This is a genomic window from Telluria sp. ZB2R32, assembly GCF_059685715.1.
On sequence record NZ_JCASIG010000008.1, the window covers coordinates 1 to 13,101 of the forward strand.

Genomic DNA, 13,101 nt, shown 5'->3' on the forward strand with positions numbered 1-13,101 from the left:
GTCCGCGTTCTTCGCCTTCAATAAAGCGCTTCATTTGGGACCCTAGTGATGAGATACTTCCTCAACGTTTACCGGATCGGTTTCGTTTACATCGGCCTACGTTTTTACACAGCCTGGACCCGAAGCGGTCGTTAATTGGGACGGCGTCGAAGATCGCGTTAATACTCGTTATCAGTGTCGTGCTGTTGACGAACCCAAGGACTGCCCACGCTTTCGCGCCAAGCAATCCATCCTGGCGGAAGATCGGCGAGCTGGCTTACCGAGGAATCAAGATCGACTGCATGGCTTAGGCACACCATGAGAGGTTCGGATGGAGGATTCGAGCCATCAAGGAACTGCCATCCATGATCATCTTCATCATGAGAAACAAGAAGAATCGGTTGTCCATCCTGAACGATGGTGCGCGACATGAGTGTCGCGCAGTTTGGCGGTTGATCGAAATTCCACATACTTAACCGTTCGCGATAATTTTATGGGAGTCATCAAACGCCCGCTCTTGGCTGGCAGCAGACGTTCGTAAAGCGATCAGTCTACCCGAGTAATTGCTAGATAGGAAAGTTAGGCAGCTCTCTCGAAACGGATCCGACGTCCGCTTCCGACCAGCCTGGCGTCCTGGGCGCACGCGTATCCCGGATCGGACTTTGGTGCAAGGAAGGTATCGATGATGTACGTGATCCTGGCCTTGAGTTGTTCGCTGCCGCCATCTTGCATATCGTTGTGGCGCGCGCCGTCGATGCGCACCACGCAGGTACCGTAGCGCGCGCGCTCCTCCTCGTTCGGCAGGACACCGGGGTCCGCCGTGGTGTCGCTGGCGCGAATCGTGAGGACGCGGATACCTGGCGCGCGCGGCAATGCGACCCGTCGGCTGTCGAGGCTGATCAGGCCGGCGACGCGGTGCGCGTGGTCAGCCGCGAACTGCGCCGAATTGTCCCCGCCCAGCGAGTGCCCAACGAGGAGCAAGCGTTGCCAATCGAACTGCGGATACCGTTCTGCGGCTGCATCGATTACCGCCGAGAGCGCCTGCGACGCCACCCGGGCCATCCTCTGCACCTGCGGCGCTATCGGGGCTTCCCGGTCCAACTTTGCGCCGCCAGCACTGTCTTGCACGGCAACGACCAGGTAACCCATCGCGTTCAGGTGCCTGGTGACGAAAGCGTAGTCCGACCCCGAAAGTCCGTATCCCGGACTCACGATGGCGACCGGACATCGTTTCGCCTGCGTGCAGGCGGACAGACTGGCTGGCGGGTGGGTATCCACTGGCACTGCGGCCATTGCCATCGGCATGCTGAACAGCAAGGGTAACAGGGCAAGTCCGCGATGCATGAACTCCTTTACTCGCAGCGTGAAGGGCGCCATTGTCACGCTTTTTTTCGGACTACGATGGCGCCGACGACAATCAGGGCGCTACCGACGCTTAAAAAAGCCGGCTGGCGCATCATCCCTGCCACGATGAAAAATGTCGACCCGGAGGCGATCAGCAGGCAGCCTGCGAGTTTGTTACTGACCTGGATTTTCAAGCGCTTCCCCATTGATTGCAAATTATAAATATCGGCAGGCATTTCATCGCAGTTCTCCAGCATTGTCAAAACAATCTTTCAGCGCCTGGCTTGAGCAGGCAGCTAGTCCATTGACAGCAGAGAAATATACCAAGCGCCTGCGCGAACTGTACGACGGCAGATATATAATCGATAACAAATAGCGCGCGCACAGCCGGCGCCCCTTTGCATATCCCACCAATCACGGTCGACACACACAATGGATTCCCCTACCCTTTCGCAGGAAGCCGGGATGGCGCAACGCAGGCAGAGCGAAGCGCGTACCTATGCCAAGGTGACCGCGCGGCTGCTCCCCTTCCTGTTCATCTGTTACGTCGCGGCTTACCTCGACCGCGTCAACGTCGGCTTCGCCAAATTGCAGATGCTCAATGACCTGCAATTCAGCGAAACGGTCTACGGACTCGGCGCCGGTATTTTCTTCATCGGCTATTTCCTGTTCGAAATCCCCAGCAATATCATCCTGCACAAGGTCGGCGCGCGGGTTTGGATCGGCCGCATCATGATCACCTGGGCCATCCTGTCCGCCGCGACGGCCTTCGTCACCACGCCCACCATGTTCTACGTGGTGCGCTTTTTCCTGGGCGTGGCCGAGGCCGGCTTCTTCCCGGGCATCGTGCTGTATCTCACCTACTGGTTCCCGGCGCAGCGCCGCAGCCGCATGAATGCGTTGTTCATGATCGGTATTCCGTTTGCGGGCGTGATCGGTGGACCGCTGTCGGGCTGGATCCTGAACGCCATGGACGGCATGCAGGGCCTGGAGGGCTGGAAATGGCTGTTCCTGGTCGAAGCCGTTCCTTCGCTGATACTGGGTATCGTCACGATCCTCTACCTGCCGAACAGCATCCGCGCCGCGTCGTGGCTGAACCACGACGAGAAACGGCTGCTGGAAGAGAACATCGCGGCCGAGAACACCGGCAAGACGGACCACGCGTTCTCCGGTGTCTTCAAGAATCCACGGGTCTGGCTGATGGCGGCGATCTACTTCTGCTGCATGATGGGCCTGTATGGGGTCGGCTTCTACCTGCCGACGCTGATCAAGGCCGCAGGCGTCAAGGATGCGCTCGACGTCGGCATGCTGACCGCGATTCCCTATGGCTGCGCCGTCGTCGCCATGCTGGCGATCGCGAAAAGCGCGGACCGCACCCGCGAGCGCCGCTGGCATTTCACGGTCGCGAGCGCGCTTGGCGGCCTGGGCCTGCTGCTGGCCACGGTCTATGGCGACAACGTCGTACTGGCCATGGCCGCGCTGTCGCTCGGTACCGCCGGCCTGCTGGCGACCATGCCGGTGTTCTGGACCTATCCGAGCGCCATCCTCGGCGGCACCGCGGCGGCGGCCGGCATTGCCCTGATCAATTCGGTCGGCAACCTGGCCGGTTTCGTCAGCCCATCGATCATCGGCTGGATGAAGGACGTGACGCAAAGCACGAATGCAGGCATGTACGTCGTGTCGGCAGCCTTGCTGCTGGGCGCGGTGCTTGCCTTGTTGCAGCCGCGCAGCCTGGTCAATCGCTAGGCGCGGACGGGAGGCCGGGCGCACGTCCCGGCGGCGCGCCCGCAAGTTCCACCAGGGCGGCAGCCCCAGCGCTCCGAGGAAGCAGCAGCTCCACACAACGCGGGCTGCCGCTCGACATGGCCCACATCAGGGCTGTCCAGCCGTCTCCGTCCTGCGCCCTGGCATCGCTGACCGGCAGCAGCAATTCGACACAGGCCGGATGACCGAAGGAGGCCAGCATCAGGGCCGTTTCGCCGTCGCGGTCACTTGCCTTGGGGTCACTCAGCGGCAGCAACAGCCTGGCCAGGCTTTCGTCACCTTCGACACAGGCCAGCATCAGGGCCGTGCGTCCCCAGCAATCGGTCCTGCGCGCTGCAAGCGGATCACTGTTCAGGATTCGCTTCAGTTCACGCAGGTTCTTTCGTTCCACTGCCGTAAAAATGTCCACTTCGTCCGCCTTTGGCGCCAGCGCAGAGGCCGCCGCCCATTCCAGCATAGGCGAGGCGGCGCGACTTGCAAGGACGACGCAGCTTTTTTTGGTTCGATCCGGCGGCCTCGGAACAAAGCCCGACTGGTATCGGGTCTGCCTTTGCCGCTTACTGCGCGCCGCCCGGCGCGCGCCGCTTGAACAGCGCCTTGCCGTCGATCGTGCACACCGGCTCGCCGCGCTGGTTGGTGGCGACCCAGGTCGAGAACACCACGCCGCGGTCCGGCTTGGAGTTCGACGGTTTTACTTCCTTCGTCACGTAGCGTACCGAGAGCGTGTCGCCGGCGCGCACCGGTTGCAGCCAGCGCACGCCGTCCAGGCCGGGCGAGCCCATGCTGGCTTCCTCGCAGCCCATGCCGTCGAGGACGATGCGCATCATCATCGCGCAGGTATGCCAGCCGCTGGCGATGACGCCGCCGTAGATCGACTGGGCGGCGGCTTCCTTGTCGACGTGGAAGGGCTGCGGATCGAACTGGGTGGCAAAGGCGATGATCTCGTCTTCGGTCACGGTGCGCTGCCCGAGCTCGATTTCCTGGCCCGGCACGAAGTCGTCGAAATACCATTGCTTTCTCATGCGGCCGCCCCTTCCGTGAACCCCGGCTGGGCGATGAAGCGCGCCAGGTGGTGGTCGGCGTCGCCCAGGGTCAGTTCGATCGTCGCCAGGCGCTTGAAGTAGTGCGCGGCCGGCAGCTCGTCGGTCACGCCCATGCCGCCGTGCAGCTGCACGGCTTGCTGGCCGACGAAACGCGCGGCCTGGTTGATGCGGTACTTGGCGGCCGACACGGCGCGGCGGCGTTCGCCCGCATCGTCCGACGCGACTTTTACCGCCGCCAGCAGCGCCATCGAGCGCGCCTGCTCGAGGTGGATGTACATGTCGGCCATGCGGTGCTGCAGCGCCTGGAACTTGCCGATCGGGGCGCCGAACTGCTGGCGCGTCTTCAGGTAGTCCAGGGTCGCGGCAAAAATCGCTTCCATCGCGCCCAAGGCTTCGGCGCACAGCAGGCTGGCGCCGTAGTCGAGGGCGGCGTCGAGGATGCCGGCGCCGGCGCCTTCCGTGCCCAGCAGGCTGGCGCGCGGCGCCTGCACGTTCGTGAAGCGCACGTCGGCGGCGCGCTGGCCGTCGAGGGTGCGGTAGTCGGTGATCGTGACGCCGGCCGTATCGGCGGGCAGCACGAACAGCGCGATGCCGTCCTGGCCGCGCTGGGCGCCGCCGGTGCGTGCCGAGACGACCAGCATGCCGGCCTGGCCGCCGTGCAGCACGACCTTCTTTTCGCCGTTCAGGGTCCAGCCGTCGGCGTTCGCTTCGGCGCGGGTAGCGATGTCGAACATGTCGTGGCGCGACTGGCGCTCGCCGAGGGCGCAGGCCAGTTTCAGTTCGCCGCCGGCGACCCCTTCTAGCAAGTCGCCGCGCCCGCCGGCCAGGCGCAGGAATTCGGCGCCGAGCACGGTGGCGAAATACGGTTCGACGACCAGGCCGCGGCCCAGTTCCTGCATCACGACGAACATGTCGACGGCGTTGCCGTTGAAGCCGCCCGATTCTTCCGGTACTGGCAGCGCCGTCATGCCCAGTTCGGCGAGCGTGGCCCAGGCCGCGCTTGACGTACCCGTTGCGGAATGGATGATCGCGCGGCGCGCCTCGAAACCGTAATCCTTGTCGATCCAGCGCTTGAGCGCGTCCGCAAACTGGCGCTGCTCGGAATTGAAGTTGAAGTCCACGTGTTCGCTCCTTACAGGCCCAGGATCATCTGGGTGATGATGTTGCGTTGGATTTCGTTCGAGCCGCCATAGATGGAGGTCTTGCGATAGTTGAAGTAGTGCGACAGCAGCGGCGCGGCATCGTCGTCGTCGACCAGGCTGTGTTCGGACGCGCCTTCCAGGTACTCCGGATCGAAGGGCAGCGCCAGCGGCCCCACCGCTTCGACCATCAGCTCGGACAGCATCTGCTGGATGTCGGTACCGCGCACCTTCAGGACCGAGGCTTCCGGACCCGGGCCCTTGTCGGCGCGCGACAGCACGCGCAGCACCGTCGTCTCCAGCGCCATCAGTTCGATTTCCAGGCCGGCCAGTTTGGCGGCGAACAGCGGATCTTCGATCAGCGGCTTGCCGTGCTTGGTTTCGCGCGCGGCCAGCGTCTTCAGGAACGCCAGTTCGCGCTTGCTGCGGCCCACCGCCGCGATGCCGGTGCGCTCGTGGCCGAGCAGGTATTTGGCATAGGTCCAGCCGCGGTTTTCCTGGCCGACCAGGTTCGCCGCGGGCACGCGCACGTTGTCGAAGAAGACTTCGTTCACCTCGTGGTCTTCGTCGAGCATGATGATCGGGCGCACCGTGATGCCGGGGGTGTGCATGTCGATCAGCAGGAAGGAGATGCCCTCCTGCTTCCTCACGCCGGTGTCGGTGCGCACCAGGCAGAAGATCATGTCGGCGTGCTGGGCCAGCGTGGTCCAGGTCTTCTGGCCGTTGACGATGTACTCGTCGCCGTCCTTCACCGCCGTGGTTTTCAGCGAAGCGAGGTCGGAGCCGGCGCCCGGTTCCGAATAGCCCTGGCACCACCAGTCCTCGCAGGACAGGATGCGCGGCAGGTAATGGGCTTTTTGTTCGGGGCTGCCGAAGGCCATGATGACCGGGGCGACCATGTTGACGCCGAAGGGCATGATCTGCGGCGTGCCGGCGCGCGCGCATTCCTCGTCGAAGATGTGGCGCTGCACCGGCGTCCAGCCCGGACCGCCGAATTCGACCGGCCAGCCGGGGGCGACCCAGCCTTTGGCGGCCAGGATCTTGTGCCAGCGGACGCTGTCGTCCTTGGTCAGGCGCAGGTGGTGGCGCACCTTGTGCTGCAGGTCGGCGGGTAAGGCTTCAGTCAGGAAGGCGCGCACTTCGTCGCGAAATGCCAGGTCTTCATCCGTGTAGGTCAGGTCCATTCGGTCTCCTCGTTATCGTCGCGCCGGGTGAAAAAGCACGATCGTTCACAGAAGATTCTAACCGAAAAAATGGTGGGTTTTGCAAATAAAAATGTGGAGGCGTAGGGCGGGCATGCCCGCCTGTGGCGCATGCAAGTCGCCACCCTGCGCCGCGGCCACGGACGAAAAAAAAGCTCCCGAAGGAGCTTTTCTTGACCGTGCAAACCCTTACTCCGGCTTGCCGCTCGCCATGTACGGCATCGTGCGCGAGGCCATGCGCGTATCGGTTTTCAGCATGCCGGCTTCGTCGGCCAGGATGTGGGCGGCTTCCTGCAGCAGCACGTCCTTGGCATCCTTGGCCGCCTTTTCCGCGGCGATCTCGGCCGACAGCGCGCGCTCGTCGCCCTGCAAACCGTCGTCGCGCAGCGCATTGCGGGCGGCGACGACCGCCTTGGCCGGACGGGTCGGCTCGGGCACCTTGCTGCGTGCCTCCTTGCCGCCCGGCGCCGCCACCGGTTCGTCGACGCTGCCCTTGGCTGCCGCCAGGCGGGCTTCGCGCAGCTTGGCGCGGGCGTCCTGGGCGTCGCGCTCCTTGCGGCGCACGGCTTCGTTCAGCGAGATCGCGTTTTCCTTACGCAGCTTCATCACTTCGGCGATGTCTTCGCGCAAGTCCTGGAACTCCTTGTCCTTGGCGATGCGCGCCTCGTGGCGCTTCTGCAGCGGCGCCACCAGTTCCTTCAGGTCGCCGCTCGGGATATACGTCGCCGGCTTGATCGACACCCATGGCAAGGCGTTGTCGAACGAGGATTCGCCGAAGCTGTCCGGATCGGTGGTCACCGGCAGCTTGATGTCGGGCGTGACGCCGCGCAGCTGGGTGGTGCCGCCGTTGATGCGGAAAAACTGGGCGATCGTCATCTTCAGTTCGCCGTAGCGCACCTTGTCCGATTGCGAGAAGCGATCGAGGTCGATCAGGGTCTGGACCGTGCCCTTGCCGAAGCTCGGTTCGCCGATCACCAGGCCGCGGCCGTAATCCTGGATCGCGGCGGCGAAGATTTCCGACGCCGAGGCCGAACCGCGGTTGATCAGCACGCCCATCGGGCCGTCCCAGGCCAGGCCGGCCTGGGTGTCGCTCTCGACTTCGACGCGGCCTTCGGCCGTACGCTGCTGCACCACCGGACCCTTGTCGATGAACAGGCCCGTCAGTTCGACCGCTTCGGTCAGCGAACCGCCGCCGTTGTTGCGCAGGTCGATCAGGACGTTGTCGACTTTTTCCTTCTTCAGCTCGCCCAGGATACGGGCGACGTCGCGGGTGGCGCTCTTGAAGTCCTTGTCGCCCTTGCGGCGCGCTTCGAAGTCCTGGTAGAAGGTCGGCAGCGAGATGATGCCGATGCGGCGGTTCACGCCGCCTTCCTTGACCTGGATGATCGACTTCTTGGCGGCCTGCTCTTCCATGCTGATCTTCTTGCGCACCATCGACACGGTGACGTGCTTGGCGTCGACGCCGGCGTCGCCCGGGATCACGTCCAGGCGCACGGTCGACCCCTTCTCGCCGCGCACCAGCTGCACCACGTCGTCGATGCGCCAGCCGAGCACGTCGGTGAACGGACCGGTACCCTGGGCCACGCCGACGATGCGGTCGCCCACCTTCAGCTTGCCGGACTTGTCGGCCGGGCTGCCGGGCACGATTTCGCGGATCACCGTGTAGTCGTCGCGCGTCTGCAGCACGGCGCCGATGCCTTCGAGCGACAGGCGCATGGCGATGTCGAAGTTGTCGGCCGAACGCGGACCGAGGTAGTTGGTGTGCGGCTCGATCGCGGTGGCGTACGCGTTCATGAACATCTGGAACACGTCTTCGTTGTTCAGCTTCTTCATGCGCGAGACGTAGTTCTCGTAGCGCTTGTCGAGCGTCTCGCGGATGCCCTTCTCGTCCTTGCCGGCCAGTTTCAGGCGCAGCCAGTCGTTCTTGACGCGCTTCCTCCACAGGTCGCGCACTTCGTCCTCGGACTTTGCCCACGGGGCTTTTTCGCGGTCGAGCTGCAGCGTTTCGTCGACCGTGAAGTCGAGTTTCGTCTTGAGCAGGCTGCGCGCATAGTTCATGCGGTCGGCAAAGCGCTGCTGGTAGAGGTTGTAGATGGCGAAGGGTTGCGTTAAATCTTCGTTGTTGATGGCGTCGTCGAACTTCGTGCGCATCGGCGCGAAGCGGTCGAGGTCGGCCTGGGTGAAATACAGCTTTTCGCTGTCGAGCGTCTGGAAATAATTGTCGAAGATTTTTTCCGACATGGCATCGTCGAGCGGCGTCGCCTTGTAGTGGTAGCGCCCGAGCACGCGCGAGGCCCACAGCGCGGCTTGCGTCTGTGCGGCAACGGGTTTCATCTGAGTGGACGCGACTTTTTCTGGCTGTGCGGTGACCGCGTGCGTCGACAGGGCGCAGGCGGCGGCCAGGGCGACGATCAACATCTGCTTCTTCATTAGTCGTTCTCCGAACGTGAACTTGGGTATCGTACCGAACGCCGGATACCTATGGTATCGACAGCGTGCGAACTCATTCTACAGGAACGCGGGCCCGCGTCGAGTCGGCTCGCGTTGGGCGGACTGACAAGATTAAGGATGGCTTAAGCCGGCGTGGTCAGGCACGCACCAGCTGCAGCAGCCTCGGTAGCGCATCGTGCCAGAGGTACAGGCTGCCACCCACGGCCAGCACCACGACCCAGGGCCACGAACGCGCGGCAAGGCGCCAGTCGACCGGCGACGGCCAGAACGACAGGAATTGCGGCGCCAGCAATACGGCAAGCGCCAGGTCGAGCGGCGCGAAATGCCAGCCGGGGCTGGTGCGCCAGGCGGCCACCGTCAGCGGCAGCAGCAGGATCAGCAGTGGCGCCAGCGCCGCCGGCGCCGCGTTGTACCAGCGCAGGTTGGCAAAGGTGACCGAACCGAGTTCCCACACCTTGCCCTTACGGCGCGGAAACAGGCTGATGTTGGTCGGCTCGGCATTCGTCAGCAGCCCGACGCCGAAATGCGCCAGCTCGTGGCACAGGGTGCCGGGCGCGGTCAGCAGGAAAAAAGCGGGATGGCGGCCGGCCAGCATCCAGAACAGAAAGGCGACCGCCATCGACGGCACCAGGTAGAGCAGAATGTCGGCGCTGCCGCACAGGAAGCCCGGCAACACAGCCGTGCACGCGGGCAGTACGGTCATCGAAACGTTTTAGCGCGAGTAGAAACAGCGGCCGCAAGCCTGGCGATAGCTTTCGTTGCCGCCGATACTGACCTGCTCGCCCTCATGGATGCGCCGGCCGGCTTCGTCGACGCGGATGTTCATCGTCGCCTTCTTGCCGCAGGTGCAGATATTCTTGATTTCCTCGATATCGTCCGCCAGCGCCAGCAGGTAGGCCGAACCAGGGAACGGGTCGCCGCGGAAATCGCTGCGCAAGCCGTAGCAGATCACCGGCACGCCGCGCACCTGGGCCAGCTGGTGCAGTTGCTGCACCTGTTCCTTGGTGAGGAACTGCGCCTCGTCGACCAGCACGCAGGACACCTTCGGCGCCGCGGCCAGGAAGTTGGTGCCGGCGTCGAAGGTATCGACCTGGCGCTGCGGGCCGAGGCGCGAGGTGATCAGGCCGACGCCGTAGCGATTGTCGATCACGGCCGTGTAGAGCTTGACCTGCTGGCCCTGCTCTTCGTAGTTGTGCGCGACCTGCAGCAGCGCCGTGGATTTGCCGGCGTTCATCGCCGAATACCTGAAATAGAGTTTTGCCACTGCCCTGCCCGTGCGCCAAATGAGAATCGCGAAATTATAGCGTGCGCGCCGGCTGCCGCGCCAGCTCAGCCATTGGCTTTGGAGGGTACGATCCGCGCCGGATTGCCTACGACGGTCGCCCCGGCCGGCACGTCGCGCGTGACCACGCTGCCGGCGCCGACGATGGCGTCGTCGCCGATCGTCACTCCCGGCAGGATGATGGCGCCGCCGCCGATCCAGACATTGCTGCCGATGGTCACCGGAATGCCCGATTCCAGCCCGCTGCGCCGTACTTCCGGGTCGCGCGGGTGGTCGGCGGTGTAGATCTGCACGGCCGGGCCGATGCGGGTGTCGTCGCCGATGGTGACCGCGGCCGTGTCGAGGATGACGCAGTTGAAGTTCATGAAGACATTCGCGCCCAGGCGAATATTGAAACCATAGTCGCAATAGAACGGCGGGCGCAGCATCGCGTTGGCGCCCACTTCATGCAGGCGCTCGCCGAGCAAGTCGCGCCAGACATCGGCCGTTTCTCCCATCGCCGCGTTGTAGCGCGCCAGCCAGGCTGCGCAGGCTTCGAGTTCCACCTGCAGTTCGGGGCTGCTCGGGTGATACAGCTCGCCGGCCAGCATTTTTTCGCGTTCGCTCTTCATTGCTCGGTCTCTCTCTTATTGCCCCGGGTGATATTCGCGTTCCAGCTGCTTGCGAATGTCTTCCTTGTAGAACAGCACATCCTTGAATTCGCCGCGGCTGTACATCTCGGCCTGGTCGGCGAAATGCTTCGAGGCCGGGTTGCCGCTCTGGCCGCCGGCCAGGATGCTCTTCGCCCTGACCTTCGGCCCGAACTCGACGGCGGCCACGAAACTGTTGCCGCGGTCGCCGTAGATGCGTTTGGTCTTTTGCTTGGCCACCATGCCGAACGACGCCAGCGAGCCCCAGGTGGCCGAAGTGAACGCCACCGGCCAGCTCGGCTTGCTGTCGTCGTAGGCCTGATCGACGTCGCCGCTGATGCGCTGGAAGCGGTTGATCTCGCCCCATGGCGTTTTCCAGGTGCCGAAGTCGCGCGTCAGCCTGGCGCTGGCGCGGGTCAAGGCATCGAGGCGCTCGTCCGCAGTCAGGCGGGTGCTGATGAAGTCGACCGTCGGCATGTTGGCCGCCCGTGCGCGCGGCGCGTTGGCGGCCACCATGTCCTGGCCCCAGTAGACGGCCAACGCGGTCGGCACCGAGTTCGCTGCGAAACGCAAGTCCCAGGCGCGCAGGCTGGCCACCTGTTCGGCCAGCTGCGCCTTGCGCGCGTCGCCGGACGGCAGCGCATCGAAGTCCTTGGCCAGCTGCGGCACCAGCGGCTCGAAGGCCGTCAGATAGCTGTCGTAGGCGGCGGCGATCAGGCTGTCGAGCGTGAGCGCCTTAACATTCTTCAGTACGCGCTCGGCGTGGATGCCGCGCGCGTTTTCCGGCAGCGACCACATGTAGTCGGGATAGTCCTTGCGCCTGGGGCTGTTGGCGCCGGACGCGCTGAAGGGCCAGTTGTTCGTGTTCGAGATATAGCCGCTGGCCGGGTTATACAGCGTGATCGTGTCCTTGATATCGTGCAGGCCCTGCCATTCGGTGGCCGGGTTGCTGCCGTCGACCGGCTTGGACCAGTCGAAGCGCGTGTCGCGTTTCGGGATGAAATTCCCGTGGAAGTAGGCGATGTTGCCGTCGGCGTCCGCATACACGGTGTTGTTCGAGGAATTGGTGCGCAATTCCATCGCCCCGTAAAAGGCGGCGTAATTCTTCGCCTTGGTGCGCGAATACGACTGCGTCAGCGCCTTGACCGGCTCGTCCATCATTTTCACGGCGACCCACTTGCCGTTCTCGCTGCGCACGATCGGGCCGTGGTGGCTGAAGTACGCCGTTACGCTGCGGCTGCCCATGCCGCCGTCCGGCTTTTTGAAAGGCAGCGCGATCGGCACGGCGCGCAGCGCCCGCTCTTCCTTGCCGTATTTGTAGAAGAATTGTCCCTCGCGCTCGACCACCGTTTCCAGGTACTCGTCGATGACGTCGCCGCCGCCCGAGGTATGCATCCAGCCGGCGCGCTCGTTGAAGCCTTGGTAGATGAAGAACTGGCCCCAGGTCACCGCGCCATAGGCATTCAGGCCCTGTTCGCTGGCCATGTGGATTTCGGGGCGGAAGTAGAACGAGGTGTGCGGATTGATCAGCAGCAGCGGATGGCCCGAGGCGGACAGTTTCGGGGCGATCGCAAAGCCGTTCGAGCCACGCGGCTCTTCATCTTTGACATGACGGCGGTCGGCCAGCGTCGGTTTCAAGGCTTTGCCGTAAAACGCTTCCAGGTCTTTCAGCTCGATCGATTCGATGTCGCCGCCGATGCTGCCTTCGCTGAACGCCAGCGCCATCCACGGCTCGAAGCGGGTCAGGAGCTTCGGCTTCACTTCCGGATGCGTGTGCAGGTAAAAATTCAGGCCGTCGGCGAAGGCGACCATCAATTCCTGCAGCCAGGCCGGGCTGGCCGCATACTTGGCCTGCATGTCGGCGGGCTGGATGTACAGCTTCATGCGCAGGTCGCGCCAGACTTCCTTTTCTCCCTCGACTTCGGCCAGGCGCCCCATCGCGTTGATGTAATTGAGTTCGACCCGGTTGAAGTCGTCCTCGGCCTGGGCATACAGCATGCCGAAGACGGCGTCGGCATCGGTCTTGCCGAACACGTGCGGGATGCCCCATTTGTCGCGCATGATCGTGACCCGGGCGGCCGTGGTCTGCCAGCGCGCCAGTTCCGTGGCAGCCGGCGCGGTGCGCGCCGTTGCCATAACATTGGCCGGGGCGGCCTTCTGCCCGGCCAGCGCCGGATACGAGGCCGTGGCGACCACCATGCCGGCCAGGGCGATTGCTACGGAACGGGACGGGATCATGCGGAGTTCTCCATGTTGTTATCGTTATCG

Annotated in this window: 13 protein-coding genes; 1 reads left to right on the top strand and 12 read right to left on the bottom strand. The window is 63.9% G+C overall.

Annotated elements, in window-relative coordinates:
* Positions 1 to 158: 158 nt before the first annotated feature.
* The 3 genes from AC56LG_RS20800 to AC56LG_RS20810 all read right to left on the bottom strand — a co-directional run bounded on the left by AC56LG_RS20800 (position 159) and on the right by AC56LG_RS20810 (position 1,559).
* The gene (locus AC56LG_RS20800; RefSeq protein ID WP_497167946.1) at positions 159 to 410 is read right to left on the bottom strand and encodes a hypothetical protein; all 252 of its coding nucleotides are present in this window, start codon (positions 408 to 410) and stop codon (positions 159 to 161) included.
* 148 nt (positions 411 to 558) lie between these two features.
* Positions 559 to 1,356 (bottom strand): alpha/beta hydrolase, encoded by a 798-nt coding sequence (locus AC56LG_RS20805; protein WP_497167947.1) that lies wholly within the window; start codon positions 1,354 to 1,356, stop codon positions 559 to 561.
* Between the two features lie 2 nt (positions 1,357 to 1,358).
* The gene (locus tag AC56LG_RS20810) at positions 1,359 to 1,559 is read right to left on the bottom strand and encodes a hypothetical protein (protein ID WP_497167948.1); all 201 of its coding nucleotides are present in this window, start codon (positions 1,557 to 1,559) and stop codon (positions 1,359 to 1,361) included.
* Positions 1,560 to 1,755: 196 nt separating this feature from the next.
* Between AC56LG_RS20810 and AC56LG_RS20815 the strand changes: the two genes are divergently transcribed.
* Complete coding sequence (locus tag AC56LG_RS20815; protein ID WP_497167949.1) at positions 1,756 to 3,069, top strand: MFS transporter; 1,314 nt, start codon at positions 1,756 to 1,758, stop codon at positions 3,067 to 3,069.
* Here AC56LG_RS20815 and AC56LG_RS20820 read toward each other — a convergent pair.
* The 9 genes from AC56LG_RS20820 to AC56LG_RS20860 all read right to left on the bottom strand — a co-directional run bounded on the left by AC56LG_RS20820 (position 3,059) and on the right by AC56LG_RS20860 (position 13,071).
* Positions 3,059 to 3,544 (bottom strand): ankyrin repeat domain-containing protein, encoded by a 486-nt coding sequence (locus AC56LG_RS20820; RefSeq protein WP_497167950.1) that lies wholly within the window; start codon positions 3,542 to 3,544, stop codon positions 3,059 to 3,061. The two genes, AC56LG_RS20815 and AC56LG_RS20820, sit on opposite strands and share 11 nt — an antisense overlap.
* Before the next feature lie 100 nt (positions 3,545 to 3,644).
* Positions 3,645 to 4,109, bottom strand: a complete 465-nt coding sequence (locus tag AC56LG_RS20825; RefSeq protein WP_497167951.1) for a MaoC family dehydratase — start codon at positions 4,107 to 4,109, stop codon at positions 3,645 to 3,647.
* The gene (locus AC56LG_RS20830; protein WP_497167952.1) at positions 4,106 to 5,251 is read right to left on the bottom strand and encodes an acyl-CoA dehydrogenase family protein; all 1,146 of its coding nucleotides are present in this window, start codon (positions 5,249 to 5,251) and stop codon (positions 4,106 to 4,108) included. The genes AC56LG_RS20825 and AC56LG_RS20830 overlap by 4 nt, the downstream gene beginning before the upstream one ends.
* 11 nt (positions 5,252 to 5,262) lie before the next feature.
* Complete coding sequence (locus AC56LG_RS20835) at positions 5,263 to 6,453, bottom strand: acyl-CoA dehydrogenase family protein (protein WP_497167953.1); 1,191 nt, start codon at positions 6,451 to 6,453, stop codon at positions 5,263 to 5,265.
* Between the two features lie 207 nt (positions 6,454 to 6,660).
* Entirely contained in the window at positions 6,661 to 8,901 is a 2,241-nt protein-coding gene (locus tag AC56LG_RS20840) for a carboxy terminal-processing peptidase (protein ID WP_497167954.1), read from the bottom strand.
* A gap of 157 nt (positions 8,902 to 9,058) precedes the next feature.
* On the bottom strand, positions 9,059 to 9,625 hold the full coding sequence (locus AC56LG_RS20845) for a hypothetical protein (protein ID WP_497167955.1): 567 nt from the start codon (positions 9,623 to 9,625) through the stop codon (positions 9,059 to 9,061).
* Positions 9,626 to 9,634: 9 nt separating this feature from the next.
* Positions 9,635 to 10,186, bottom strand: a complete 552-nt coding sequence (locus AC56LG_RS20850; RefSeq protein ID WP_192051736.1) for a thymidine kinase — start codon at positions 10,184 to 10,186, stop codon at positions 9,635 to 9,637.
* Positions 10,187 to 10,251: 65 nt separating this feature from the next.
* Positions 10,252 to 10,815 (bottom strand): sugar O-acetyltransferase, encoded by a 564-nt coding sequence (locus AC56LG_RS20855; RefSeq protein ID WP_497167956.1) that lies wholly within the window; start codon positions 10,813 to 10,815, stop codon positions 10,252 to 10,254.
* A 15-nt stretch (positions 10,816 to 10,830) separates the two neighbouring features.
* Positions 10,831 to 13,071, bottom strand: coding sequence for a penicillin acylase family protein (locus AC56LG_RS20860; RefSeq protein ID WP_497167957.1), 2,241 nt, complete (start codon positions 13,069 to 13,071; stop codon positions 10,831 to 10,833).
* Positions 13,072 to 13,101: the final 30 nt, after the last annotated feature.